The organism is Sphingopyxis sp. P8 (assembly GCF_020622175.1).
GTDB lineage: Bacteria > Pseudomonadota > Alphaproteobacteria > Sphingomonadales > Sphingomonadaceae > Sphingopyxis > Sphingopyxis jiangsuensis.
Genome location: NZ_JACNMK010000002.1, coordinates 348,198 through 375,196, shown reverse-complemented (window position 1 = coordinate 375,196; position 26,999 = coordinate 348,198). Strand labels below are relative to the sequence as shown.

The following is a 26,999-nucleotide window of genomic DNA, read 5'->3' as shown; positions in this document are numbered from 1 at the left end:
GGACTTGGGTTTCCCCCTGTTGCCCCATCCGGACCGCCAGGCACCTTCTTTCAAGAGCGTGACGAACGCTGACCTTGAACCCCCGTTCCACCGCCCCTGGGACGGGGGTTTAGTGTATTTTGCGCATGTGAACCGGCTTCATGCCGTTGCACGCGTTGACGCGCCCCGATAGAGCCTCCGGCATGACAAGCACCAGCATTGCTTCGTGGAACATCAACAGCGTCCGCGCCCGTATCGGCATCGTCGAGAAATTCCTGCGCGAAGAGGCGCCGGACATTTTGTGCCTGCAGGAGATCAAGGTCGAATGCGGCCTGTTCCCGAAGGCGATGTTCGAGGCGCTCGGTTACAAACATATCGTCACCCACGGCCAGCGGATGCACCACGGTGTTGCGATCGTCAGCAAGCTGCCGCTCGCCGATGTGCGCAAATATGACTGGCAGGCGAACGGCGAGGCGCGTCATATCGGCGTGACGCTGCCATCGGGGGTGCGGCTCGACAATGTCTATATTCCCGCAGGCGGCGACGTTCCCGACCGCGATCTCAATCCCAAATTCGGGCAGAAGCTCGATTTCTTCGGACGGATGACCGACTGGTCGGCCGAGCTTCGCGACGCGACCGTGCTCACGGGCGATTTCAACGTCGCGCCGCTCGAAAGCGATGTGTGGAACCACAAGGCGCTGCTCGACGTCGTCAGCCATACGCCGGTCGAGGTCGAAACGCTGGCGCGGTTGCAGGCGGCGTCCGACTGGATCGACCTCGGGCGCCAATTCACGCCTGAGCCGACGCCGCTCTACACCTGGTGGAGCTATCGCGCGAAGGATTGGGAAGCATCGAACCGCGGCCGCCGTCTCGACCATATGTGGGTGACGCCCGACATCAAGGAGAGCGCGAAGGCGCACCGCGTCGTCCAGCCCGCGCGCAGTTGGGAGCGTCCGTCGGACCATATCCCGCTGGTCACGGAGTTCGCCTTTTGAGCGACGCGCCCGCCGGTCGGGGCGCACGCAATGCAGCGCGCGCGATCGACGCGCTGCGGCGCGGCTGGCCGCTGCGGATTGCGGGCGCGGGCGGAGCGCTCGACCTGCTCGCGGTCGAAAGCGCCAGCGACGCGGCGCTGGCGGCGTTCGGCGGCGGCGACATATTGATCTCGGGCGAGCGCGCGGTGACGCTCAAGCTCACCAACCAGCGCGCGGCGACGACGCCGGGACCCGTGCGGATCGAGGCGGCAGCGGACAGCGTAGCGGCGGCGCTGGCGATCGCCGATCCGGCGCTCGACCTTGCCAATCCGCTCAAAGGGCCGTTTCGCACCGTGGCGACCGGCGCCGGGGACGCGGCGGCGGCGGCGATGACGATGGCGCGCCACGCGGGGCTGCTCCCGGCCTTTTTCGTGCGCGCGGCGGCGGGCGAGGCAGAGACCGAATGTTCGGCGGACGATGTCGCGGCACTGCTCGACCCGGCGCGCCTCGCGATCGCGGCGCGCGCGCGGCTTCCCGTCGCGGCGAGCGAAACCGCCGAAATCGTCGCTTTTCGCACGCCCGAGGAGGCGTCGGACCATGTTGCGCTGGTCATCGGCAAGCGCGATGCGGGACCGCCAGTCGTGCGGTTGCACAGCGAATGCCTGACTGGCGACGTGCTCGGCAGCCTCAAATGCGATTGCGGGCCGCAACTCCACGCCGCGCTCCACGCGATGGCCGATGCCCCGTGGGGGGTGCTCCTCTATCTGCGGCAGGAGGGACGCGGAATCGGACTCGTCAACAAGTTGCGCGCCTATGCGCTGCAGGACCAGGGCTATGACACCGTCGACGCCAACCTGCGGCTCGGCTTTCCGGTCGAGGCGCGCGATTTTGCGATCGCGGCGCGCATGCTGGACCTGCTCGGCGTTCCGCGCATCCGGCTGATGACCAACAATCCCGAAAAGGTCGCGCGGCTCGAGAAGGAAGGCGTCGAGGTTGTCGAGCGCCTGCCGCTGGCGCTGCCGACCAACCCGCACAACGCGCAGTATCTCGCGACGAAGCGCGACCGGACGGGGCATCAGCTTTAAAGATGCGTCGCCCCGCGAAGGCGGGAGCCGCTGGCAGCCTGGAGCTACTTCGATAGCGCCCCCGCTTTCGCGGGGCGACGGTTTTCCCTATGGGATTTAGTGCACGAACCTTGCCACCACGTCGCGGTAGCTGCGGCTGACCTTCACCTGCGCGCCCGAGCCGAGCACGAGGAAGCATTCGCCGTTGGTGTGCGGTTTGACCTGCTTCACCTGCGACAGGTTGACGATGGTCGAACGGTGGACGCGCTGGAAATTGCGCGGATCGAGCCGCTTTTCCAGATCCTTCATCGTTTCGCGCAGGATCAGGCTGTTGTCGGCGGTATAGATGCACATATAGTCGCCCGCCGCGTCGATGCGTTCGATGCTGTCGACGTCGACGCGGAAAATCTGGCCACGATCCTTGATGTTGATCATCTTTTCATAGCGGTCGGCGGCGGGTGCCTCGGCCGCGGTTTCGCTTTCGAGCTCCTCGACCGCTTCGGGGGCGACTTCGGCGAGCACCGTCTTCAGCCGCTCGACCTCGGCGACACCGCGCTTTTCGGCAAGCCGCTGGCGCACCCGGTCGAGCGCGTCGGCGAGCCGCTCGGGTTCGACCGGCTTTACCAGATAGTCGACCGCCTGCGCCTCGAACGCGCGGATCGCGTGATCCGAATAGGCGGTGACGAAGACGACGAGCGGCGGCTCGACCTCCATCAGCCCCTGGATCACAGAAAAGCCGTCGAATCCCGGCATCTGGATATCGAGGAAAACAAGGTCGGGCTTGTGCGTCTTGATCTTTCGGATGGCCTCGCGACCGTTCTGGGCGGTGTCGACAACCTCGACATCGCTGTGCGCCTCGAGCCGCAGTTGCAGCCCCTGGGTCGCCAATTTTTCGTCATCCACGAGGATGGTTCTGATCGTCATCTGCTGTCGGTTCCAATTCTTGCTTGCCCGTCGGGCTGGAACGGAAACTCGATTACCACCGTGAAGCCGCCATCGGCGCCGCGGTGGGCATCGAACCGGTGTTGGTCGCCAAAGGCCTGCGCGAGGCGGTCCCTTATATTGGCTAAACCCACGCCCGTCGATTCCGTTGCAGGCCTTGTGGTGGGGGCGCCGCCGTCGGGTGACAATCCTGCGCCCGTGTCCGACACGGTAATCCGAACATTTTGACCGGCAAGCTGAGCCGAGAGGGTGATGTCGGCGCCTTCCTCCTGCGGCGTCACCGCATATTTGATGGCATTTTCGATAAGCGGCTGGAGCAAAAGCGAGGGCAGTCGCGCGCGCGCAACCGCAGGGTCAATCGCGAAATGCGGGCGCAGCCGGTCCTCGAAACGCATCTTTTCGATGTCGAGATAGAGCTTCAGCGTCTCGATCTCCTGCGCCAGCGTGACCTGCGCGGTCGGCTCGTTGGCAAGCGTGTAGCGCAAAAAGGCCGACAGCCGCGACAGCATCGCGTTCGCAGGCTCGGTCTGTTTCAAGAGCACGAGCGTCGAGATGCTGTTCAGCGTGTTGAACAGGAAATGCGGGTTGAGCTGATAGCGCAGCATCGCAAGCTGCGCCGACGCGGCCTGCGCCTCGAGCCGCAACACGCGGTCATTCTGCTCCTCGAGCTGAAGAAAATAGTTGATCGCGAAATAGAGCGCCGACCAGGCACCGAGCGAAGTCGCGTCGATATACATGGCGCCGAGGAGCAGGCTCGAAAAACTCGCTTCGCTGTTCGGATTGAGGATCTGCGTCACCCAGGCATCGATAAACGCCCAGAGCGCGGTCGCGAGACCGGCGAGGCCGAAACTGACGCCCCACATCAACAGCGGGCGGCGGTTGATCAGCGCGCGATAGCAGACCGACAGGATCAGCGAGAGCGAGAAGCCGGTAATCGCCTGAACGACGACGGGGACCAGAAAGGTGAAGGGTTGCCCGTTGGCGAGCCCCGACACCGCGCGCAGCCCGAACCAGGCAAGCCATCCCAAGATCTGCAGATTCCAGAAGGCACGGACCTTGTTGCTGAAAAATGGTCCCGGCGAAGAGATTCCGAACAGCTGCATGTACGGTCAGATCGTCGCGATAATCAAAGCATGCGCCGACGGGCGCCGGCGATGCCGGTCATTCGGCGGCGACCGTGTCCAACCGGACGCGCGCCTGGCCGAGCGGCTGCAATTCGGAGCGATGTTTCCAGACCAGTTCCTTGTAGCTCAGCGGGCGACCGTCGTGCGCGGTGATGACGACCGGGCCGATCGGCTGTTCGTCGCGCGTATCGACGAGGACCGGGGTCGAGGGAACGCCCGCGCCCCATTTTTCGCCCCATTGGCGCAGCGCGATCATCACGGGGAGCAACGCGACGCCCTTGTCGGTGAGCTGGTAGCGCACCTTGCGCCGGTCCTCGGCCATCACCTCGCGCGCCATGATGCCATGATCGACGAGTTTCGACAGCCGGTTCGACAATATATTGCGCGCGATGCTGAGTTCCTGCTGGAATTCCTCGAAATGATGGACGCCGTTGAAGGCTGCACGCAGGATCATGAACGACCAGCGTTCGCCCATCGCCTCGAGCGCGTTCGGCAGCGCACACTGCCCCCCATCGAGATCGTTCAGTTTTTCGCGTAATTTTCCCATGGGCGAATCCCTAACGTAAAATCCAGGTCGGCGCCAAAAAAATATAGAGGCTGCGTTGCATTTCGCAACCTAGCCGGCCTCACCCGGCAAGGCGGTTCCGCGCGACGACCAGCGACCAGCGCGCCAGCGCGGGCAGATGCGCGGCGACATAGGCCGAATCGGCGCGCGCCGCGCGCAGAACGAGGTCGGATCGCCAGTCGAACTGGCTCTTGAGCGCCAGCCCGAGCAGTATCTCGGCGCGCAGACGTGCCGGCGCCCCGGCGGGGAGGGCGCGTTCGACGACCTCGGCGGTGAGCGCCTGGATCCGCCGCGCACGCCTGCTCGTCAGGCTGTCCCCATGCTTGCGATAGCAGTAGAGATCTTCGCGCACGGTGACGAAATTGAACCGCCCGGCCGCGCGCAATCAGAAGTCGTAATCCTCGACCCCGAAATAGCGCGGATCATAGCCGCCGAGCGCCGCGGTCACCTGCGCGCGATAGAGGAAGCAGGCGCCGACATTGTTGCCATAGAGCAGCCGGTCGGTCGGCCCAACGCGCGATACGCCGAGATTTCGCCCCTGCTCGTCGACCAGCATGAAGTCGGCGTGGGCAATATCGGCGGAAGGATCGGCATCGAGCGTCGCGACAAGCCGCGATAGCATCGCAGGGCGCAGCAGATTGTCGTCCGACGTCCAGCTGTGAAACTCCCCCCGCGCGTGGGCAAAGCCGTGGTTAAGCGCGGCCGGAAGCCCCGTATTGGTATCGAACCGGTGAAGCGGCACGCGCGGATCGCGCGCCGCCGCGGCCGCCATGATCGCCGTCGAGGCATCGGTCGAGGCGTCGTCGACGAGGATCAGCTCGAAATCGGCAAAGTCCTGTCCGAGGACGGAATCGATCGCCTCTTCCAGCCAGCGCGCACCATTGTGCACGGGCATCACCATCGATACGCGCGGCGGCATCCGATACGCGCGGCGGCATCGAATCAGGCGCTTCGGTCCCCATCGACCATGGCCCCTACTGTGCGCGAACAAATGCTTCCAATCGGCTTTACCATTGTTGCTGACGTCTGGATGGTCACGCACACAAATTTCGCATTGCAATTATGACGCCAAGGGCGACATTGGACCGATGCTGCGGCAATATGAACTTGTCGAGCGCGTGCGCGCTTATGATCCCGACGTCGACGAGGCGTTGCTCAATCGCGCCTATGTCTTCACGGTCCAGAAGCACGGCAGCCAGAAGCGCGCATCGGGCGACCCCTATTTCAGCCATCCGGTCGAAGTCGCGGGAATCCTGACCGACCTGCACCTCGACAGCGAAACCATCGTCACCGCACTGCTCCACGACACGCTCGAGGATACGCTGACGACCCCCGAAGAGATCGAGCGGCTGTTCGGCAGCGACGTCGGACGGCTCGTCGACGGGGTGACCAAGCTTTCGAAGATCGAGGCGCAGACGGAAAATGAGCGCGCCGCCGAAAATCTGCGCAAATTCCTGCTCGCCATGTCGGACGATATCCGCGTGCTGCTCGTCAAGCTCGCCGACCGGCTGCACAACATGCGCACGCTGCATTTCATCCAGAATCCCGACAAGCGCCGCCGCATCGCCAAGGAGACGATGGAAATCTATGCCCCGCTTGCTGAGCGGATCGGCATGTACGAATATATGCGCGAAATGCAGCTGCTCGCCTTTCGCGAGCTTGAGCCCGAGGCCTATGCGACGATCACCGGACGGCTCGCCAAACTGACCGCCGGCGGCAAGGACAAGGTCACCGCGATCAGCCGCGAGTTCAAGGAACTGCTCGCCAAGAGCGGGATCGAGGCCGACGTGTCGGGGCGCGAGAAGCACCCCTATTCGATCTGGCGCAAGATGCAGGAACGGCACGTCAGCTTCGAGCAGGTGACCGACATCATCGCCTTTCGCATCGTCACCCCCACCGACGCCGATTGCTATGCCGCGCTCGGCCTGATCCACCGCAAGTGGAAAATGGTGCCGGGTCGGTTCAAGGACTATATCTCGACGCCCAAGCGCAACGGATATCGCTCGCTCCACACGACAATCATGCACCAGCAGAATATGCGGATCGAAATCCAGATCCGCAGCGAGGCGATGCACCAGCAGTCCGAATTCGGCTTCGCCGCGCACTGGGCCTATAAGCAGGGCGGCAGCGGCCCCGACGGACAGGCGGGGTGGATCCGCGACCTCATCGAAATCCTCGAACAGACGCACGATCCCGACGAGCTGCTCGAAAACACGCGCATCGCGATGTATCAGGATCGCATCTTTGCCTTTACGCCAAAGGGCAGCCTGTTCCAGCTGCCGAAGGGCGCGACGCCGATCGATTTCGCCTATGCTGTTCACACCGGGCTCGGCGACCGGACGGTAGGCGCGAAGGTCAATGGCCGGCTCGTCCCGCTCCGCACGCAGCTCGCCAATGGCGATACGGTCGAGATCTTGTCGTCGGACAAACAGACGCCGCAGCCCGCGTGGCTGGGCTTTGCCGTCACCGGCAAGGCGCGCGCGGCGATCCGGCGTCATGTGCGGTCGAAGGAAAAGGTCGAGCTCGCCGCGCTCGGGCGCAAGATGTACGACGAAATCGTCGAGCGGCTGCCGAACAAGGTCGGCGACAAGGCACGCGCCGCGGCGCGCGAACGGCTGAAATTCGATGACGATGCCGCGCTTTATGTAGCGATCGGGAAACGCCAGCTGTCGGACAACCAGCTACTCGAGGCGCTCGTCCCCGGCATCACCGCCGAGATGAAATCAAAACCGGGCAAGCTGCGCCAAGGCGCGGCGGTGTCGATCGAGGGGCTGACCCCCGGCGTCGCCTACAAGCTCGCCGATTGCTGCCACCCCGTCCCCGGCGACCGCATCGTCGGCCTTGCGCGCGAGGGCGAGGGGATAGAGGTGCATGTCATCGACTGCCCGAGCCTTGCCAACGGGGTCGATGCCGACTGGATCGATCTGCGATGGCAGGAGGATAGCGAGGGCGGCAACGCGCGGCTGTGCGTCGTCATCCTCAACGAACCCGGCACGCTCGCCGAAATGTCGGGCATCCTCGCCGCCAATATGGCGAACATCACCAATTTGCGGCTGTCGAACCGCGAGGGCGATTTTCACACCTACGACATCGTCGTCGAGGTGCGCGACGTCCACCATGTGATGCGCATCCTGTCGGCGCTGCGCGCGTCCGACAGCGTGGTGCAGGCAGAGCGGCTTTAGGTTCGCGATGTCTGTTGTGGGGTGGGGAACGGCCGTTCGAATCCTCCCTGTCGCGAAGCGATGGGGAGGTGGCAGCGCGAAGCGCTGACGGAGGGGCTATGGTGCAGCGTGACGGCCCCTCCACCACCGCCTGCGGCGGCGGTCCCCCTCCCCATGCCTCCGGCACAGGGAGGAAATCATGTTCGCAATCGGTCGCAACCCGCCGCTACCCTCAGTTCGCAAAGGTCAGCGGCGGGCGCCATGCGGCCTGATCGACCTCGTCGCGCACCTTGTAGACGAATCCCTTGCCGTTCAGGAACAGCTTCTCCATTTCCGCGCGCGTGAAGGGGCGCGATCCGAGGCGGCCGAAGACCGCCATCTGCCCGCCGCTCTCGTCGACCGCGCGGTCGCGGTCGAGGCCCTTTGACAGCGCGAGCGCGGGCGACGGGGTTTTGGCCCAGGCGATAAGCTGCGGCGTCGGCTTCGGAGAGAAGCCATAAAGGCCGGGGTTGTCGGGGCTGGTGAGCTGGATCACCTTGATGCCGCCGCGCCCGTCGGCGACATAGGCAAAGAGCGACGCGTTGGTCGACGCGACGATCACATCCTCGGCATCGCGCATCGCGCCGTCGAAGGTGAGCGCCGGCCATGCGACCGGCGCGGCGGGGCGCGTGACATCGACGATGACGAGCCCGTCCTGCTTCGCTGCGACATACATATAGGTTCGCGCGAGGTAGATTTTGCGCGCATCGGCGAGCCGCACGGTGCCCGACGGCACCGCGACCGGGTGCGCCATATCGGTGACGTCGAACAGCTTCACGCCTTCGGCATCGGTCACCCACAGGTAGCGGAACTGCACCGCGCTTGCTCGCGCGTCGCTGAGCGGGATTTGCGCTGTGACTTTCGGTTCGAGCGGCGTCGACAGGTCGAGCACGACGAGCCCCGCGTCGGTGGTGATATAGGCAAAGCTGCCCGCGAGCGTCACATGCCGCGCGCCCGCCAGCACATTGCCCTCGTTCCACGTCAGCGCGCGTTTAAGCTTGTTGTTGCGAAATTCGCCGTCGGCCATCGTGTCGACATCGACGAGCACCAGACCCTCGACGCTGTCGGTGATCACCGCATAGCGATAGATGGGATGCATTTCCTGTTCGAGATTTTCGGGGAAATTCTTGACGATATTCTCGTTGCGGCTGACGCTGATCGGCTGCGTCGTCGCGAGCGCCATGCAGGTCGCATTCTTCGTCCGCACATGCGTGTCATGGCCGAGCGGCGAGAAGGGCGCGCGGACGATGCGTTCGGAAAAGCCCTTGTTGCCGATCGACGCGACGTCATAGACGCGGAAGCCGCCCCGCCCTTCCGCCACGAACATATATTCGCCGCGCTGTTGCAGGCAGTTCACCCGGCCGCTGGTGTCCTGAACGATATTGGCAAATTCCTCGAGCGCCCTGGTCTCGCCCGATCCCTTTGCGTCGAAGGTCTTGCCGCGCACCCAATTCTTGAGCTCACGGCCATTTTGTTCGACGTGGAGCTTCCAATAGTCGGGGTAGGAATAGCGGTGGAGGTATGAGCCGATCACCGCCTGCGGCTCGTCCCATTCGGTGACGCGCGTCGCCTGAAACCCGTCCTCCATTCCCGACCAGACATTGAGCCCGACGAAATTGACGAAATTGGTGCCGAGCAGCAGCAGCTGCGACATGATCGCATTATTGTCGTCGGCGGCCGACAGGTGGCAGTCGGTGCACTGCTTGGTTTCCTGTTTGCGGACCGTGTGCGGGAAATGCGGCGCGAAGGCCTGGCTCGAATAGCCCGCCGACGAGATCGGCGGTTGCTGGATATAGATGCGCTCGCGGTTGATATTGGTCGACGAGAGGATCAGCGCCGAGGTCGAACGCACCGGAGTGATGATGCCGCGCGGGTTGCCGTCGGCGTCGGGTTCGCCGGGCTTGGTAAGCTGGTGGCGGCCGAGCTGGAACATTTCGTCGCGCGCGACCTGGGGGTTGTAGGTCGCGAAGTTGCGCGTCTCCTCCCCCTCAAAATGGTGCATCTTGGTCTTCCAGTTCGCCTCGATCGGCAAATGGCAGCCGCCGCAGCTCGTCGTCCACGACAGGTGACAGGTGAAACAGGTCATCTTGTCGTCGCCGTGCGCGCGGTCCTCCTTTACGATGCCCTGCCCCCATTCATAGGTCCCGCTGTCCGAGCCCGAACGCGCCATCAGCTTGGCGCGCGCCGCCTTGGCGTTGAAATGCTCGCCCGGCGTCACCGCCTGTTTGACGAGGCTGACCTGCCATTCGAGCTTCGGATCGACGATCGAGCGCTGGATGAGGCCGATCACCTCGGCATTGTCGTTATACTGGAATTCGAAGCGGCGGCGTCCGTCGGGGTTGCGGAGCAGCGCGAGATTGGTGCCCTGCGGCCGCGCGGCGACGTTCGAGGTCAAGAGGTTGGGCAGCGCGTCGGCGGTGCCGTGGCAATCCTTGCACGAAATCTCGACGGCATTCGCGACTTCGCCCTGGATATAGCCATTGCCATGCGCGTCCTGCGCGAAGTGGCAGTCGGCGCACTGCATCCCCTTTTCGGCGTGGATGTCCATCATATGGACGGTCTTGCCGGGGTTGATCCCCGCAGGGACGAACTTGCCCTCGCGCCCGTCGGCGGTCGCGCTCGTCAGGCAGAGGTCGCGTTCCTTGGGGTCGCTGTAGCTCGAGCAGCTTTTACGCCATTTTTCGGGGTCGGCGGGGTCGACCATATGCGCGGTGTCGGTCCCCCAGGTCGCCATATTGCCGTCGGCGGTGAGAAGGTTGCCGTTGCGGTCGCGCTTGAAAATGCCGCGGAAGTTCCAGCCGTGGCCGTGATAGTCGGCGAACTGCGTGTCCTTGTTGCTGTCGTTGACATCATAGACGTCGCGCAGGAATTCGACATCGGCCCAAAGGCCGCGCGGCGCGGCGGCCTCGGGATTGCGTTCGAGCACCTGGTGCACCTCGGCGGCTGTCGGATAGCGCTGCTGCTTGAAAAGTTTCTGGTAATCCGCGTCGCTCATCCCCGGCGGGCGCGGCGCGGTGTTTTCGGGTCCGGGCCACATCTGCGGCGCGTCCGATTCATAATCCCACATCGTGTAGCCGAGGTAACTGTTCAGGAAGATATTGGGCTGGTGCATGTGACAGGTCATGCACTGCGACGTCGGGATCGCGCGCGTGAAGGCGTGGCTGATCGGATGCCCCGCCTCGCGGCGCGGTTTGCCGTCCTTGCCTTCCTTGCCATGCTCGGGGTCGATCAGCGCACCATGCCCGCCGCCCGCACCGTGACCGTCGTCGGGCTTGCCGGCATGACCCTCGCCATGCGTGTCGCCATAGCCCGCGGGCTTCCATTTCTTTTCCGCGATCGTCGGGTCGACCGTCGCGGTCTCGCCGTCGCGGCCATATTGGGCATAGGTCAGGCTGTGGCGCGGTTCGCGGTCGTTGGCATAGATGACATGGCAGCCCGCGCAGCCCGAATGGCGGTAATCGCCCGGCTGGTCGTTCGTCCCCATGAACCACATGAAAGGGTCGTTGAGGCGCGTCTTGTGGATGTTGAGGACGGGGATCGCGACGCGAAGGCCGGTGCCGGGGCCGCGGTTCGACTGTTTGAGGTCTGGGCGGCCGGGTTCCTCGAGCCGCTGGATCTGCCCCGTCGGGTTGGGCAGGCCGATTTCGGGGAATTGCGTGTTGATGTTGCGCCCGCCGCGTTCGAACACGCGGAACACGTCGCCCGGCGGGATCACGCTCCAGCGCGGGAGCGGGTACATCTTCGCGAGCGCACCGCGCTTGCGTTCGTCGTCGGTCAGGATTTTTTCGGACGCGAAACGCGGCTTGCACGCCTCGGCATATTCCTCGCGCGTCAGCTTCGACGAGGGCGAGAGGATGCAGGCGGGGTCGCCGGTGCGCGTATAAGCCTCGCCGAAGATGTAGTTCTTATAGGGGACGATGCCGTTGTTATACGCCGCGCCGCCCCACAGCATCGCGCCGGTCGACATCAGCGAACGCTCGGTCGCCTCGATCACCTCCATATGGCACGCCCCGCACGCCTCGCGCGCGACGCGATAGTCGCTGGGGTTGACGAAGCGGATGAATTCGGGGGCTTCCTTGTTGAGCAAAGTATAGCTGCGCACGGGATTCGCCGAGCTGTCGTGCCATGCGCCGGGCAGCGTCGGCTGCGGGTGCGCGACCTTCATCGCGGCGATGTTGTAGGGGTCCTTATAGCCGAGCTCGGGCTTGCCGAACGCCGCGGGCGAGGTTGAATCGCCGCCGTGGCAGTCGGTGCAGCCGAGCCGCACCGCGGGCGTCTTGTGCATCGACGGCTGGTCGGTCCGCGTGTGGCAGCTGTAGCACCCCTTCGATTTCTCGGCGACCTCGGCCTCGCTCTGCTCGCGCGGCGCAGGGGGGGTGAAGCGATATTCGATCTTGAGCGGCTTTTCCTCTTCGGCGGCGCGCGTCACGCTCACGCCGACGCCGACGCTCATCAGCAGCAGGGCAAGAAGGGCGAGGAGGTTACGGGTCATCGTTCGCCCCCCGGCATCGGCAGACAATCCGTTCGCGTCGAGCGAACGGGTTTCGAGAGGGCAAAGGGTCCACTGCATCAGAAGCTCAAAATCACATTGGCGAGGATCGAGGCATAGGCGTTTTCGCGCTGTCTGTTCTCGAACAAATCCTTGAACCCTTTGCCGGGGAGCAGCACTGCGGCGCTCAATCGCCCGACGATATTCTGCGTTGCCTTGGGCCGCCAGATTGCCGCGATCGACAAATCGAAGCCGATGTCCTTGGGAATCGAGCCTTCGACCCGCAATGCCTGCAGCGACGAGGTATTTTCGAACCACAGATGGTTGGCGTTGACGCTGACGCGCGTCTGCGGCGACAGGTCGAAATCGGCGCCTGCACCAATGAAGACGGTGCCGGGGTTGTTGAAATTCGACTGCCCCTCTTCCTTCGACGAGCGCAGCGAATTCAGAATGCCGTTGCGGCCGTTGACCGAAATGACGCGCCCGCCGCCGGCAAAGGGGATCGTCTGGCGAATCCAGTAGCTCGTGTCGGCGCCGCCGAAGATCGGGTTTTCGAAGATCGCGTCGAAGCCGCCCTCGGTCTTGTTATAGGGGTCGCCGTCGCCGGTCGCATAAAGCCCCGACAGGCGAAAGCGCATCCAGTCATAGTCGTAGCTGAGTTCTACCGCGCCGAACCCTGCGCGGATTTCCGCGGGCTTGCTGGTGAAAAAGCTGTTCCGGTCCTCTCCGAGCGCGGCATAGAAGCTCGCGGTCAGGTTGATTCGCCCAATGCGCCCGTCGGCGCTGTAACCCAGATAGACGACGTCATATTCGCGTCCACGCAGATCGCCGAGCAGCGCAGGGCGCACCGGAAAGCCATTATGGTCGATCTGGACGTCGTTCTTCTCGCGATTCATATTGTAGGTCACACTGACCTGGCTGGTCAGCCCGACAACGGGGAAATCCTGGCGATAAAGGTTGCCGGTGAAGATGAAGTCGCTGCGCGGCGTCTGCGTGATGTCGTTGAGGCCGCTGTTGGTGTCCTTTTCGAGCCGCCAGAAGGCCGCGAGATTATATTGGAATCGGTTGTTGTCGCGGTTGCCGAACAGCCGGATGCCGAGCTGGCTGTCGTTGAACAGGAAACCGCGAAAATCGCTCTGGAACGGCTGGATACCAGCGCGGACCGAATAGAAGTCGTAGCGGTCCGACGTGTTGCCAAGATGCTTGTCGACGAACAATTCCTGCACGCCGAGAAAGCTGTCGTAGCGATGGCTCGCCTTCGACGGGCGCACGTCGAGGATGCGGCGCTCGGGCACGTCGACATAATTGGCCTGCCAGGCGAGGGTGAGGCGATATTCGACATCGGGTGGCTTGAACGCGGTCGATCCCTTGATCAGCGCGACGCCGCCGATGAAGGTCTGCGCAGCAACGAAGCTGCGGTTCTTGCCGAACACGTCGAGGCTGCCCGGCCGCTCGGTGGTCTGGACGCCGACCGGAATCGGAAAGGTGCGCGGCTCGAACACCGTGTCGGACACCGCATTGGCGACGAAGAACCAGTCGTCGCCCTTGATCGGCAGCCATTTCACCTTGCTGCGGTCGATCGCGCGATCACCCTTGAGCGTGTTCTGGTGATAAGGGTCGAACCAGCGTTCCTTGACCACGCCCAGCGTTTCAATCAGTCGCCAGCGGTCGGGAACGGGAAGCTGGTCCTCGATCCCCGGAAAGGCTTGGGGCGGCGGCGGGCGCAGCGCGCCTTCATTGTCCTGGCTCAGCGCATCGGGAAGGTCGGGGCGATAGCCCGGACGGCGGCGGCCCTCGATGATCTGCGTCACCAGGTCGTCGCCAACCGAATCCTGCCAGTCGACCGGCGGCGGCGGTGGGGTGAGTTCGTCGGTCGGCGCGGCCGCTTCGGCATGGGGGTCGGCTGCCGCGGGTTCGGGCGAAGGCGTGGGCGGCGGCGCTTCGCTGCCCGGCGCCCCCTGCGCCGCAAGGCTTGCGACGATCGGTAAAAGGCTGCTTCCCACGAGACTCATCGCCTAGAGCCCCTGACAGACATTCTGCTGCGCCGTGTCGAGGAACGGCGCAAAGGGGCAGCTGATATAGCGCAGGCGGACCGTGCGGTTGTCGGCGAGCGTGACGACGATGGTGTCTGCACGGATCGCGGGCGGCGCATTTCCGATCCCGCCGACGCGCGCACCGGCATTATGGAGCCCAAGGAAACTGATCATATCGTCCTGATCGATGCCGTCGCCCGACACGCCGATCGCGCCGACGAGCGTATTGCCGCGATAGATGGGGACCGAGCCGGGGAAGATCTGAATACCGTTCTGCAGCCGGTTCTGCCCCGGCGCGACGTCGGGCAAGGTCGTGCAGCGCGCGGGCGTGTCGGTCGGACTTGCGCCCGAAACGAACCCCAGATGCGCGCCGAGATTGCCGATAATCAGCGCTGACTGGAGCCCGGTCGAGAAGGGATTGAACTGCGCGATCGGACGCGACAGCGGGCCGTGCGGCCGCCCGACCTCGCCGTCGGGAAAATAGGGGCGCGAGAGATTGCCGCCCGAACGGTCGGCGAAGGCGATGGTGCCGGTGAGCGCCGCCGGATCGTTCAGGAAGGCTCGCGTCGCCGGAACGAATTGGCGGACGTCGGCGCTGGCGTTCGCCGACAGCTCTGCCCCGGCCTGCGGGTGCGAGAAAAAGGCGGCGGTGCGCGCCTTTTGCAGGCTGACGTCGGTACCGAAAATCGGCGCGTCGGGCGAGCGCACGATGCCGAGCACCGACCCGTGCGTATCGACGAGGCTGATCGTCACCTGCGCGCGGCTGTCGAGCGGGCGGCGGATTTGCGCGCGCGCGCGGCTCATCACCGCAAAAGCTTCCTCGAGCACCGCGCGCGCCTCTGCAGCGGTGAGCGGCGCGCTGTTCGACGCCCCATCGGTTCCGGCACGGATCGGAAAACGGTTCGCTCCGCTGCCGTCGGAGAGCACGAAAGCATCGCGGTTCGAAAATTCAGCGGCGGTCGAGGCGCGGATCCCCGAAGCTTCGCTGCCATAGGCAGTGCCCGCAATGACCGTTGCGGCAGCATAGCCCGTCACCGCGACCAGATTGCCCGCGCTGCCGTTGAGGCTCGCAAAGCTTGCGCCGCCCGGCGACATGACCCCCGCGAAGGTCGCGTCGGAAAAGCGCAAGGTCGTGCCGTCGACCGCAATCCGGTCGGCAACGATCGTCGAGGGCGGCTCGAACCCACGCGTCCCGGCGAGCGCGATAAATTCCTCGGGATCGTTGTCGATGTCGAGGATATTGGGGTCGCTGCCATAGACGCCGTCGCCCATTACCCCGATGCCGCCAACGATCACGCCATTTTTGTAGAGCGGCAGCCCGCCGGGATCGGCCGCGAGGCCGAGCGGCGAGCGCTTCGGTCCGATCAGTGCCGCCGCGCCACCAGCGCCGAAACGCGACACAAGGTCGCTGCACGGAAGCTGGCTGAACTGCACCCCGAACAACGGCCCGCTTTCAAGACCAACAGTTGTCGGCGCGGGCGGGAAATGTTCCTGGACAATCTGGCTCGCCGTGCGCGTCGAAAAAGCGTTGCCGCCGCTCGACAGATAGGCGCCGGTAATCGCCTTCGCGATCGCTCCGCCCTCCGCAGGAAAAGTGACGTTCTGCGCGTCGATACTGTTGCCGTTCGGCGCCGCCGACGTCGTTGCGGTCGCGCGCGCGCCGGTCATGCGAAAGACGGCGAGCACGTTTCCGACACGGTCGGTCACCGCAATCACCGACGGCAGATTGCGCGCCTGCGCCTCGGCGATTGCGTTGGCGAGGATCGTTTGCACATCGGCGACGCTGAGCGCCTCGGCCGCGGGCGGCGCATAGAGCCCGCCCGGCGGCGGCGGGGCCGGCGTCGGGGTGGGCGAAGGCGTCGGCGTTCCGCCACCGCCCCCGCCGCCGCACGAGGCGAGGAGCAGAGCGCCGATGGCGACGCAGACCGACGAACGGAAAAGATGGGACCGTTTCTGCATGGCGCCTATCGCAGCGCTCCGATCGCGCGCACTGCCCGGCCGAGCGACGCCTGGAATTCGGCGGGCTTGTATGCATTGGGGTCTTGGACCGCGGCATAGGCGCGGTCGATGTCGGCGCGGATGCCCGCTGCCGCGCCAACGGTCACGCGCCCCGACGAGACCATCGCGCCGAGCAGCGTGTCGACACCCATCACCGCCTGCTGCGAGCCCGAATAGTCGGTGAAGCGATCGTTGATCGCCTTGGCCGCGATCGCATCGACCATCGCGAAAGCGTCGGCACCCGAAAAGCGGCGCGAGGCAAAGGCCGCCTTGAGCGCCGCCACCGTCTGCGCCAGTTGCGCGGCGGCGGCGGTCGCGGCGGCGCGGTCGGTCACCATCGCCTTGTGGAATGCGGCGGTGCGCGCGGCGAGCTGATCGGCGAGCGCGGGCGAGGCGAGGCGCGCCGCCGCCGCCAGCATGATCAAATTCTCGTCATTATAGGGCGGCAAGCCTTCGGGCCAGCCTTGGCCACCCCCGACCGACCGGCCCGGATTGTCGACCCCGGTGCGCACCGCCTGTGCCTGGTCATAGATGCGGCGGTGGCAGCTGTGGCAGTCGAGGAAATAGAATTCGGGAAACATTCCGTCGGTCCCGCGCCGCGACTGGAAGAGCGTCAGGCTGCGCTCAATCGCCGCCGCCTGCCCGACCGCCCACATCTGGACATGGTCGGTGCGCGCTTGTCCGGCGCCGAATTTGCGCCAGCCGTAATCGGCATCCTCCTGATGATGCGCCTGGAGCGAGGAGAAAAGATCGAGTTCGAACGCTATGCGCGGATGCCCCGCGGCCATGATGCGGTGCGTGACGAATTGTCCTTCGCCCGCCGCGCCGAAATGGCAGTCGACGCAGACGCCCGCGCGCACCACCGGATCTTCCAATTTCCACACGCCAGCGCGCAGGTTCGACAGATGCTTTTCGCGCATTTCGGCGTCCGGGTCGGCATTGGTGCCGACGCCCGCATAATGGCTCGCGATCCAGCTTCCCGCAGGGCCGTGACACGATTCGCAGCCGACGCCATCCTCAAGCGGCACCGTCCCGCGCATCGCTCCGCGCGCGGCGACTGCACCCGCGGTGCTATGACAGCCAAGGCACATCGGCGCCGTCGCCGGATCGCCGATACCCAGATTTTTCGCAATGAAGCGGCTGCGATTGTTCGAAAGCACCGCCCAGGCGCGGCTGTGCGCGCCGCCGGGGGTCGAAGGTTCCTGCCATTTCATCAGCTCGTCCTGGCGGACGACGGTGCCGTCGCCCTCCATCCGGCCGTGGCATGTCGATCCCGCGCAAGAGGCGACGCCGGTATAGCGCGCGCCTGTCTCGCCCTGCGACCGTGCGGGTTGAGCGACAAGCAGTGCGGCGATGGCAAGCGTGCCAAGCGTCACGACAAAGGCAACAAAAACCGCCCAAAGCCGCCCGCCGCGCCGATATACCGCGTGGGTCATCCGACTACCCCCTTAGAATCGCTCGTCGCCTTAGCGCCTAAACCACCCCGAATGCCAGCATTGCGTCGGCCACTTTCTTGAATCCGGCGATATTGGCACCCTTGACATAGTCGACATAACCGCCGCCCTGGTCGCCATAGGTCAGGCAGCGCTGGTGGATACCCGCCATGATGTCCTTCAGCATCTGTTGCAATTCACCCTCGGTCCAGCTGCGCCGCTCGCTGTTCTGGCTCATTTCGAGCCCCGAAACCGCGACGCCGCCCGCATTGGCCGCCTTGCCCGGCGCGAACATGATCTTGGCATCCTTGAAGACGTGCACGCCTTCGAGATTGGTGGGCATGTTCGCGCCCTCGCTGACCGCGATGCAGCCGTTGCTCACAAGCATCTTCGCATCGGCCCCGAGCAGCTCGTTCTGCGTCGCGCAGGGCAGCGCGACGTCGCATTTTACGCCCCAAGGCGTTTTGCCCGCGGTGAAGGTCGCCGATTTGAACTCCTCGCAATATTCTTCAATTCGCCCGCGGCGGTGCGTCTTGTGCGCCTTCACCCAATCGATCTTTTCCTGGGTGATGCCGTCAGGGTCGTGAACAAAGCCACCCGAATCGGAAAGCGTGAGCACCTTGCCGCCGAGCTGGACGATCTTTTCGGCCGCGTGCGTCGCGACATTGCCCGAGCCGGAGATGACCGCGGTCTTCCCCACAAGGTCCATGTCCTTGGCCGCAAGCATGTTCTGAAGGAAATAGACCGCGCCATAGCCCGTCGCCTCGGTACGGATGAGCGACCCGCCCCATTCGAGCCCCTTGCCCGTGAGCACGCCGGTGAATTCGTTGGTGATGCGCTTGTACTGGCCGAACATGAAGCCGATCTCGCGCCCGCCCACGCCGATGTCGCCCGCGGGCACGTCGACGTCGGCGCCGATGTGACGGTAAAGCTCGGTCATGAAGCTTTGGCAGAAGCGCATGATTTCGCGCACGCTCTTGCCCTTGGGGTTGAAATTCGACCCGCCCTTGCCGCCGCCCATCGGCAGGCCGGTCAGCGCGTTCTTGAACGTCTGTTCGAACGCCAGGAATTTGAGCACGCTTTCGGTAACGCTGGGGTGAAAGCGGATGCCGCCCTTATAGGGGCCGATGGCATTGTTGTTCTGAACGCGCCAGCCGCGCTGAACGCGGATATTGCCGTTGTCGTCCTCCCAGCAGACGCGGAATGACACCACGCGGTCGGGTTCGGCGATGCGCCGCAATATCTGCTGCGCATGATATTCTTCCTTGTCGGCGATGAAGTCGAAAATGTCCTCGGCGACTTCCTGCACCGCCTGAACAAATTCGTCCTGCCCCGGATTGCGCTTCTTCACGCCCTCCATGAACGTCGGAAAATCGACGTGGTCCGATACTGCCATGCACCCCTCCCCTGGAATAGCGGGAAAGCCGGTGCGACCCCATTGACGAATTAATCGTTGACCGACCTTGCCCCACCGAGGCTACACCATCGCGGGGCAAAGGCAATGGGGCAGCGCGCCGCGCGCACCGAATTTATTGCGAGCGCACAAAGGGGCAATGATGAGCGAGACCAAGGACATAGTGGACGAGCGGCAACGCGGCATGACGCGGACGAACCTCGCGGTCCTGATCGCCGCAGGCGCCCTGTTGGCCGCCGCGATCGGGTACACGGTGTGGCGCGACTCATCGTCAGCGGGAAACGACGGCGGCATGCAACAGTCGTTCGCACCGTCGGACCAGATCGCCGACCTCGAAGCGCGAACGAAGCGCGAGCCGAACAGCGTCGACGCCTGGCGCGCGCTCGGCGCCGCGCGTTTCGACCTCGAAGACTATCGGGGTGCGATTGCAGCGTATGAAAAGGCGGTCGCACTCGACGGCGAAACCGCCGCGCTCTGGTCGGCGCTCGGCGAGGCACGCGTCTATGTCAGCGATCGCGACCCTCTGCCCCCCGCCGCGCGCGAAGCATTCGATCGCGCGATCGCGCTCGACCCGCGCGACCCGCCAGCGCGCTATTTCAAGGCGGTCGAAAAGGATCTGGCGGGCGACCATCGCGGCGCCATCGACGACTGGTTCGCACTGCTCGCCGACACACCGCGGGGCGCGCCGTGGGAGGCCGATTTGCGGCGCACGATCGAACAGGTGGGCAAGATCCATTCGATCGACGTCGCGCCGCGCCTGGCGCAAACACAGGCGCGCGCGCCGACGGGCGCGGAAATGCCCGTCGCAGCGCGCGCAATTCCCGGCCCGAGCCGCGCCGACATGGAGGCGGCATCGCAGCTTCCAAAGGGTCAACAGGACGCGATGATCGCCGGCATGGTCGACGGACTGGAAGCGAAGCTGAAAGCGAACCCGTCCGATGTCGACCGCTGGATCATGCTGATGCGCAGCCGCATGACGCTGGGAGAAACCGCCAAGGCGGCAAAGGCGCTCAAAGACGCGATCGCCGCGAACCCGGGCTCGGCGGAAAGGCTCCGCGCGCAGGCGCAGTTGCTCGGCGTACCCGGAGCCTGATGGCGAAGGCAATTGACCCGCCCGCACGGCTGTGCCAATCGCGCAATCCGTGCGGGTGTAGCTCAATGGTAGAGCAGAAGCTTCCCAAGCTTACGACGAGGGTTCGATTCCCTTCACCCGCTCCAGCCCCACACTGCTGAGCCGTCGATGACGTCGTCGCCCCGACGGCGCCGCCTTATGTGGTGACGGAAACTGTCTCGTCGCGCGACGAATCGATATTGGCTATCGGCGTTTACCGGAAAGGACCGACCGTGATTGCAGCCGCCCCAAGCCTGTACGGCGCTTTGCAGGCGCAAGACCGGCCATGACGCGCGCGCGGACCATTCCCTTCATCGTCGTCACCATCTTCATCGACGCGGTCGGGTTCGGCATCATCATGCCGGTGCTGCCGCAGCTGGTGATGGAGATCGGCCGCGTCGACCTGCCCAAGGCGATCGAGATCGGCGCGTGGATCGGACTCGTCATGGCGGTGGCGACCTTCTTTGCCTCGCCGCTGCTCGGCAATCTGTCGGATCGCTATGGGCGCCGCCGCGTGCTGTTGCTTTCGCTCGGCGGGCTGACGCTCGACTATCTGCTGCTTACCTTTGTCGATACGCTGCCATGGCTGTTCATCGCCCGCGCGCTGTCGGGCATTTTTGGCGGCAGCTATGCCGCAGCGCAGGCGGCGATCGCCGATGTGACGAAGCCCGAAGAGCGCGCGCGCAACTTCGGCCTCGTCGGCGCGGCATTTGGCGTCGGCTTTGTCGCGGGCCCTGCGATCGGCGGTTTCCTGGGCGAGGTCGGCCCGCGCGCGCCCTTTGTCGCCGCGGCGCTGCTATCGGCGGCGAACATGTTCTATGGCCTGATTATCTTTCCCGAAACGCTGGCACCCGAGCGGCGGCGCGCCTTCGATTGGCGCCGCGCGAACCCGCTCGGCGCGCTCAATGCGATGCGCGCGCTCCCCGGAATGGGCGGCGTCGCGACGGTGATCGTGCTGTGGCAGATTGCGAGCCTCGTCTATCCGCTGACGTGGAGCTTCTATTGCATCGCGCAGCTCGGCTGGACGCCGTCGATGATCGGCGCCAGCCTCGCCGCGGTCGGCGTGATGATCGCGATCGGGCAGACGTTCGTTGTCGGCCCCGCGGTCAGGCGATTCGGAGAACGCGATGCCGCGACGCTGGGGCTCGCGGTCGCGGTCGCGATCTTCATCGGCTATGCCTTTGTCGAGACGACCTGGGGCGCCTTCCTGCTGCTTGTCCCGATCGCACTCCAGGCGCCGGTGCAGCCGTCGCTGATGGCGCTGATGTCACGGCGTGCGACCGCCGAATCGCAGGGCGAGGTGCAGGGGATTTCGGCGATGGCAATGGGACTCGGCTCGCTCGCCGCGCCGATCCTGCTCACCGGGACGATGGCTTATTTCACCGCAGACGACGCGCCAGCGCGTTTTCCCGGCGCAGCCTTCATCGTCGCGGCCGCCTTTGGCCTCGCGGCGATGGCGATGCTGCGCCGCCTTCCGCGCGTCACGCGCGGAAGCGACGACGAGGGCGTCGATCAGATACCGCCGTCGGTGACCGCATAGCCCGCGGCCTCGATCGAAGCGCGAAGCGCGGCGACGCACGCGGCGACGCACGCGCCGTCGGTCGAGCGGACGACGAAATTGGCGCCGACGCGGCCCTCGCGGAAAAAGGGATAACTGCCGATCGCGACGCCGGGATGATCCTTTTCGCCCTGGCGGAGGAGATCAGCGACCTCGCTCTCGGCCGCCCATGCGCCGATTGTGTGCGCGACGAGCGGCGCCCCGCCCTCGAGTTCGCCGGTGAGAGCATCGAGCATGCCGGCGGTGATGTGCGGCACCCCGGCCATCACGAAGAGATTGCCGATACGGATTCCCGGCGCGCCCGACATGCGGTTGGGGATGAGCTCGGCGCCTTCGGGCACGCGCGCCATGCGCAATCGCGCCTCGGTCAGTCCGCCGCGGCTTTCGTAATAGCGCTCAAGGATTGCGCGCGCCGTGGGGTGGATGACGACATCGACTCCCAGCGCCTTGGCGACCGCATCGACGGTGATATCGTCGTGCGTCGGACCGATGCCACCGGTGGTGAACAGATAATCGTAGCGCGCGCGCAGTGCGACCAGCGCCGCGACAATCTCTTCCTCGACATCGGGAACGATCCGCACCTCGCGCAGTCGGATGCCCTGCACGTCGAGCCAGGTCGCGATCTGCGCGACATTCTTGTCCTGCGTGCGGCCCGAGAGGATTTCGTCGCCGATCACCAGCACGGCGGCGGTCCAGATGCGTTCGTCGCTCATTCCCCTGCCTTACCTGCCTGTGGTGACAAAACAAGCCTGCTGGCCGGCGATGCGTGTTCCTGATATGTTCGATGACGACTCAAGCCGAAGGGAGCATGACCGTGGCCGACGATCTTATCTTTTACACCAACCCGATGTCGCGCGGACAGATGGTTCGCTGGATGCTCGAAGAGGTTGGCGCCCCCTATGAAACGCACATTCTTGACTATGACACGGCGATGAAGGCGCCCGATTATCTCGCGATCAACCCGATGGGCAAGGTTCCCGCGATCGTCCACAATGGGCGGGTCGTCACCGAATGCGCCGCGATCTGCGCCTATCTCGCCGATGCCTTCGCCGGCGCCGGATTGGCTCCCGCGCCCGCCGACCGCGCCGATTATTATCGCTGGCTCTTTTTCGCCGCGGGACCTGTCGAGCAAGCCGTCGTATCGAAGCATCTCGGCCTCGAACCCGAGGGCGAGCAGCGGCGCATGGCGGGGTTCGGAACGCTCGACCAAACGCTCGACACGCTCGAAACAGCGGTTGCGGGCAAGAATTTTGTCGCGGGCGAGCGTTTCAGCGCTGCCGATGTCTATGTCGGGAGCCATATCGATTGGGGCCTGCAATTCGGGTCGATCCCGTCGCGTCCCGCATTCGAAGCTTATGTCGCGCCGCTGCGCGAACGCGCAGCCTACCAGCGCGCGAAGCAAATCGACAATGCGTTGATCGCCGAAATGCAGGCGCCTGCCGCGTAAAGATTAAAGCGAAGGCCCGGCGAATCGCTCCGCCGGGCCTTCCTTTTACCTGTGCCTGTTACGCTCGCTTATTCGCGGCTTCCAAGCAGGTGGAGCAGGAAGGTGAACATGTTCACGAAGTCGAGATAGAGGTTCAGCGCTCCCATGATCACGGCCTTGCCGACGAAATCGGTGCCGCGAACATAGAAATACATGCTCTTGATCTTCTGCGTGTCATAGGCGGTGAGACCCGCGAAAACCAGCACGCCGATCACGCTGATCGCCAGCGCCATCGCGCCCGACTGGAACACGAAAGCGTTAAGCAGCATCGCGACGAGCAGGCCGACGACGCCCATGATCAGGAAAGTGCCGAAACCCGACAGATCCTTTTTGGTCGTGTAGCCATAGAGGCTGAGGCCGAGGAAGGCTGCGGCCGTCGCGAAAAAGGTCTGTGCGATCGACGTGCTGGTGAACGCCAGAAAGATCGTCGACATCGACAGGCCCATCACGGCGGCATAGACCCAGAAGATCGTCTGCGCCGCGACCGTCGACAGCTTGTTGATGCCAAAGCTCAGCACCATCACGAAAGCCAGCGGGGCCAGCATCACCACCCACATCAGCGGGCTGCCGATCATCGAGGCGGTGAAGCCCGACTGAAAGGCGAGCATCGCGACGATGCCGGTAAGCAGCACGCCCGAGCCCATATAGTTGTAAACCGACAGCATGTACGACCGCAGGCCGGCATCGACGGCCTGGTCCGTTGCACGCGTGCCGGCGCCAAAACCGGAAGCCGCCATATTGGGGTCGTTCCAATTCGCCATTGTCATTCTCCATCACCGGCCAGCCCATACCGGCCGTGACCATAATATCGGGTCTTTCCCGTATAGATTCAAGCGAAACCGGACAGGGGCGAAATTGTTGCGCGCGGGCACGGTCGCCCTATGTTCTTCGTACCATGTCCGCGCACCGCCTCTTTGTCGCTTTGCGGCCACCGCGTCCGATCCGCGCCCAGCTTACGGCCGCGATGCACGGGATTTCGGGCGCGCGCTGGCAGAGCGACGATCAACTCCATCTCACGCTCCGTTTTATCGGCGAGGTCGACCATCATCGCGCCGAGGATGTCGCCGCTGCGCTCGGTGCACTCCATGCGCCGTCGGTCGCGGCGCGGATTGCCGGGGTGGGGATGTTCGAGCGGCGCGGGCAGCCGCACACGGTGTGGGCGGGGGTCGCGCCCGCCGAGCCGCTTGCTGCTCTCCATCACAAGGTCGATCAGCTGCTCGCGCGGGTCGGTGTCGCGGGCGAAACGCGGGCCTTCGTGCCGCATATCACGCTCGCGCGGCTCAACCGCTCGTCGGGGCCGGTCGCACCCTTTGTCGCGCTGCACAGCGACCTCGCGAGCGAGGCATTCACATTCGACCATGTCACGCTGTACGAAAGCGAGCTTGCGCACGGCGGGTCGCGCTACCATCCGGTCGCGCGCTATCCGCTCGCGTCCGACACGAGCGCCTCGGCAACCGCACGCACATCGGACCAGGTCGCCGCGAAACCATCTTCCTCACCATAATAGGGATCGGCGACGCTTTCGCCAGCGCGCCCGGGCACCATGTCGAGCATCAACGCGAGCCGCGCGGTCGCATCGGGCGGCGCGATCCGGCGCGCGTCGCGCAAATTCTGCGCGTCGGCCGCAAGGATCAGGTCGAAACGGCGGAAATCCTCGGGAACAAGCTGCCGCGCGCGCAGATCCGAAATGTCGATCCCGCGCCGCCGCGCCTCGGCCTGCGCGCGTGCGTCGGGCGGGCGTCCGACATGCCAGTCGCCGGTCCCCGCCGAATCAAGCCGTGCCGCGACGCCACGGGCGTCGAACGCCGCGCGCGCTGCCCCTTCGGCCAATGGAGAACGACAGATATTTCCAAGGCAGAGGAACAGGATCGAGGGTGTTTCCGTAGCGTCGTCCCTCATGCGGCCCTCGTACCGTTCAAAGTTGAACCGACTTTCAACTTGCACCTCTTTGCCGCTCTGCTAGCCATGTCCGCCAATGAATAACGGGTTCGGGAGAGGGTTGCCAGATGACCGAGAAGGATGTGAGTGGCGCATCGGCAGCGGAACCGAAAGCGACGGGGTACAGCTGGTACGTCCTCTCCGTGCTCGTCATCGTCTATATCCTGAATTTCATCGACCGTCAGATCATCAGCATCCTTGCAGTCGACATCAAGGCCGATCTCGGCCTCACCGATTCGCAGATGGGATTCCTCGGCGGCGCTGCGTTCGCGGTTTTTTATGCGCTTTTCGGAATCCCGCTCGGACGACTGGCCGACAATTGGAGCCGCGTGAAGCTGCTGTCGATCGGCCTTACCCTGTGGTCGGCGATGACGGCCTTTTCCGGGCTCGCCTATGACCGGCTGACCCTGACGCTTGCGCGCATGGGAGTCGGCGTCGGCGAGGCGACGGCGAGTCCGACCGCCTATTCGCTCATCTCCGACTATTTTCCGAAACGGCAGAAAGCGACCGCGCTCGCCATCTATTCATCGGGTCTCTACCTCGGCGGCGGTGTCTCGCTGTTCATCGGCGCGTTGATTGTCGAAACATGGAACGCCGCCTATCCGGGCGGCGGCCCGCTCGGGCTGGTCGGCTGGCAGGCGGCGTTCCTTGCGGTCGGCGTGCCCGGCATTCTTCTCGCGCTATGGGTCGCATCGCTGCGTGAGCCGGTGCGCGGGGCGATGGACGGAACCCCCGCCAAAAGCTCGCCCACCCCGTTCCGCGAGTTCGGCCGCGACCTGTCGATGATTGTCCCCCCCTTCACCCTTTATGGCGCATGGAAGCGCGGACCGGCTGCGCTGGCAATCAACATCGGCGCTGCCGCCGGATTCGCCGGATTCGCCTGGTGGATGATCGAATTGACCGGGAACATCCCACAATGGTCGGCGGTCGCTTTCGGCTATTATGCGGTTTTTTCCTGGGCGAGCACCTTGCGGGCCAACGACCCCGCGACCTTCCGCCTGATCTGGGGGACGCCCGCTTTCATCTGCACGACGCTCGGCTATGGTCTGGTCAGCCTTGCGGCCTATGCGCTCGCCTTTTGGTCGGCGCCCTATGCCGAAGTCGTGCTTGGCCTGCCAAAGCAGGAACTCGCCTCGATCCTCGGCGCCAACGGTGCGCTCAGCGGCTTTGTCGGCGTGATTATCGGCGGCCGCGTCGCCGACGCCCTGCGCGCGCGCAATCCGGCGGGGCGCATCTGGATGATCATCTTTGGCGTCGTTGCCCCAATCATTCCGATCTGGATCGGATACACGACCGAAAACGCCGTTCTATTCTATACCATGAACTTTCTGGCGGGGCTCTTCGGCGCGGCCGCCCTCGGCGCGGCCGCTGCGACGACGCAGGATCTGGTGCTCCCCGAAATGCGCGGCACCGCGACCGCCGCCTTCTTCCTTGGGACCACGCTCGTCGGCCTGTCCTTCGGCCCCTATATGGTCGGACAGATTTCCGACCTGACCGGCACAATGGTCGACGGAGCCTATGTCGGCAATCTGCGCATCGGAATTTTGTCGCTCATCGGTGTCGCGCCGATCGCGCTGATCCTGTTGTTCTACGCTTACCGCGCCCTGCCGCACGCCGAAGCGACGCTCGTCGAACGCGCGCGGGCCGCGCGCGAAGGCGCATGATTCGACGCGGCGTTACTTTTAAAGGGC

21 protein-coding genes and 1 tRNA gene are annotated in these 26,999 nt (G+C 64.8%); 9 read left to right on the top strand and 13 right to left on the bottom strand.

What is annotated here, in order from left to right:
* The first annotated feature begins 182 nt into the window (after positions 1–182).
* Entirely contained in the window at positions 183–974 is a 792-nt protein-coding gene (locus tag H7692_RS10295; protein WP_201928362.1) for an exodeoxyribonuclease III, read from the top strand.
* Positions 971–2,038, top strand: coding sequence for a GTP cyclohydrolase II (gene ribA, locus H7692_RS10290; RefSeq protein WP_222136776.1), 1,068 nt, complete (start codon positions 971–973; stop codon positions 2,036–2,038). Before H7692_RS10295 ends, ribA begins: the two co-directional genes overlap by 4 nt.
* Positions 2,039–2,134: 96 nt before the next feature.
* Here ribA and H7692_RS10285 read toward each other — a convergent pair whose 3' ends face one another.
* From H7692_RS10285 to H7692_RS10265, 5 genes are all read right to left on the bottom strand, one after another.
* Positions 2,135–2,941, bottom strand: a complete 807-nt coding sequence (locus H7692_RS10285; RefSeq protein ID WP_201928364.1) for a LytR/AlgR family response regulator transcription factor — start codon at positions 2,939–2,941, stop codon at positions 2,135–2,137.
* The gene (locus H7692_RS10280) at positions 2,938–4,062 is read right to left on the bottom strand and encodes a sensor histidine kinase (RefSeq protein WP_201928365.1); all 1,125 of its coding nucleotides are present in this window, start codon (positions 4,060–4,062) and stop codon (positions 2,938–2,940) included. The genes H7692_RS10285 and H7692_RS10280 overlap by 4 nt, the downstream gene beginning before the upstream one ends.
* Positions 4,063–4,120: 58 nt before the next feature.
* Complete coding sequence (locus tag H7692_RS10275) at positions 4,121–4,630, bottom strand: winged helix-turn-helix transcriptional regulator (RefSeq protein ID WP_201928366.1); 510 nt, start codon at positions 4,628–4,630, stop codon at positions 4,121–4,123.
* 79 nt (positions 4,631–4,709) lie between these two features.
* Positions 4,710–5,033, bottom strand: coding sequence for a hypothetical protein (locus tag H7692_RS10270; RefSeq protein ID WP_222136774.1), 324 nt, complete (start codon positions 5,031–5,033; stop codon positions 4,710–4,712).
* Positions 5,034–5,549, bottom strand: a complete 516-nt coding sequence (locus H7692_RS10265) for a glycosyltransferase family 2 protein (protein ID WP_222136773.1) — start codon at positions 5,547–5,549, stop codon at positions 5,034–5,036.
* Between the two features lie 187 nt (positions 5,550–5,736).
* On the opposite strand from H7692_RS10265, the gene H7692_RS10260 reads away from it, so the two are divergent.
* On the top strand, positions 5,737–7,830 hold the full coding sequence (locus H7692_RS10260; protein WP_222136772.1) for a RelA/SpoT family protein: 2,094 nt from the start codon (positions 5,737–5,739) through the stop codon (positions 7,828–7,830).
* A gap of 211 nt (positions 7,831–8,041) precedes the next feature.
* On the opposite strand, the gene H7692_RS10255 is transcribed toward H7692_RS10260, so the two are convergent.
* The 5 genes from H7692_RS10255 to gdhA form a co-directional block, all read right to left on the bottom strand.
* Entirely contained in the window at positions 8,042–12,340 is a 4,299-nt protein-coding gene (locus H7692_RS10255; RefSeq protein WP_222136771.1) for a hypothetical protein, read from the bottom strand.
* A 77-nt stretch (positions 12,341–12,417) separates the two neighbouring features.
* Complete coding sequence (locus H7692_RS10250) at positions 12,418–14,349, bottom strand: hypothetical protein (RefSeq protein ID WP_222136770.1); 1,932 nt, start codon at positions 14,347–14,349, stop codon at positions 12,418–12,420.
* 3 nt (positions 14,350–14,352) lie between these two features.
* The gene (locus tag H7692_RS10245; protein ID WP_222136769.1) at positions 14,353–16,329 is read right to left on the bottom strand and encodes a heme-binding protein; all 1,977 of its coding nucleotides are present in this window, start codon (positions 16,327–16,329) and stop codon (positions 14,353–14,355) included.
* A gap of 5 nt (positions 16,330–16,334) precedes the next feature.
* Complete coding sequence (locus H7692_RS10240) at positions 16,335–17,804, bottom strand: cytochrome c family protein (RefSeq protein ID WP_222136767.1); 1,470 nt, start codon at positions 17,802–17,804, stop codon at positions 16,335–16,337.
* A gap of 37 nt (positions 17,805–17,841) precedes the next feature.
* Entirely contained in the window at positions 17,842–19,197 is a 1,356-nt protein-coding gene (gene gdhA, locus H7692_RS10235; protein ID WP_201928373.1) for an NADP-specific glutamate dehydrogenase, read from the bottom strand.
* A 160-nt stretch (positions 19,198–19,357) separates the two neighbouring features.
* Between gdhA and H7692_RS10230 the strand changes: the two genes are divergently transcribed.
* The 3 genes from H7692_RS10230 (at position 19,358) to H7692_RS10220 (ending at position 21,866) form a co-directional block, all read left to right on the top strand.
* The gene (locus tag H7692_RS10230; RefSeq protein ID WP_201928374.1) at positions 19,358–20,308 is read left to right on the top strand and encodes a tetratricopeptide repeat protein; all 951 of its coding nucleotides are present in this window, start codon (positions 19,358–19,360) and stop codon (positions 20,306–20,308) included.
* Positions 20,309–20,359: 51 nt separating this feature from the next.
* Positions 20,360–20,433, top strand: a tRNA-Gly gene (locus H7692_RS10225).
* A 179-nt stretch (positions 20,434–20,612) separates the two neighbouring features.
* The gene (locus H7692_RS10220) at positions 20,613–21,866 is read left to right on the top strand and encodes an MFS transporter (protein ID WP_201928375.1); all 1,254 of its coding nucleotides are present in this window, start codon (positions 20,613–20,615) and stop codon (positions 21,864–21,866) included.
* Here the strand turns inward: H7692_RS10220 and H7692_RS10215 are convergent.
* Complete coding sequence (locus H7692_RS10215; protein WP_201928376.1) at positions 21,839–22,597, bottom strand: competence/damage-inducible protein A; 759 nt, start codon at positions 22,595–22,597, stop codon at positions 21,839–21,841. The genes H7692_RS10220 and H7692_RS10215 overlap by 28 nt on opposite strands.
* A 95-nt stretch (positions 22,598–22,692) precedes the next feature.
* Here H7692_RS10215 and H7692_RS10210 point away from each other — a divergent pair, with 95 nt between their 5' ends.
* Complete coding sequence (locus H7692_RS10210; protein ID WP_236659969.1) at positions 22,693–23,331, top strand: glutathione S-transferase family protein; 639 nt, start codon at positions 22,693–22,695, stop codon at positions 23,329–23,331.
* Positions 23,332–23,399: 68 nt separating this feature from the next.
* Here the strand turns inward: H7692_RS10210 and H7692_RS10205 are convergent, their stop codons facing one another.
* A complete protein-coding gene (locus tag H7692_RS10205) occupies positions 23,400–24,131 on the bottom strand; it encodes a Bax inhibitor-1/YccA family protein (RefSeq protein WP_201928378.1) in 732 nt (243 codons plus the stop codon).
* 134 nt (positions 24,132–24,265) lie between these two features.
* Here H7692_RS10205 and thpR point away from each other — a divergent pair, with 134 nt between their 5' ends.
* On the top strand, positions 24,266–24,874 hold the full coding sequence (thpR, locus tag H7692_RS10200; RefSeq protein ID WP_201928379.1) for an RNA 2',3'-cyclic phosphodiesterase: 609 nt from the start codon (positions 24,266–24,268) through the stop codon (positions 24,872–24,874).
* On the opposite strand, the gene H7692_RS10195 is transcribed toward thpR, so the two are convergent.
* Positions 24,790–25,269: a low molecular weight protein-tyrosine-phosphatase gene (locus H7692_RS10195; RefSeq protein ID WP_227340116.1), complete on the bottom strand. Its 480-nt coding sequence runs from the start codon at positions 25,267–25,269 to the stop codon at positions 24,790–24,792. The genes thpR and H7692_RS10195 overlap by 85 nt on opposite strands.
* A gap of 107 nt (positions 25,270–25,376) precedes the next feature.
* Here H7692_RS10195 and H7692_RS10190 point away from each other — a divergent pair, with 107 nt between their 5' ends.
* A complete protein-coding gene (locus H7692_RS10190; RefSeq protein ID WP_222136765.1) occupies positions 25,377–26,972 on the top strand; it encodes a spinster family MFS transporter in 1,596 nt (531 codons plus the stop codon).
* The last annotated feature ends 27 nt before the right edge of the window (positions 26,973–26,999 follow it).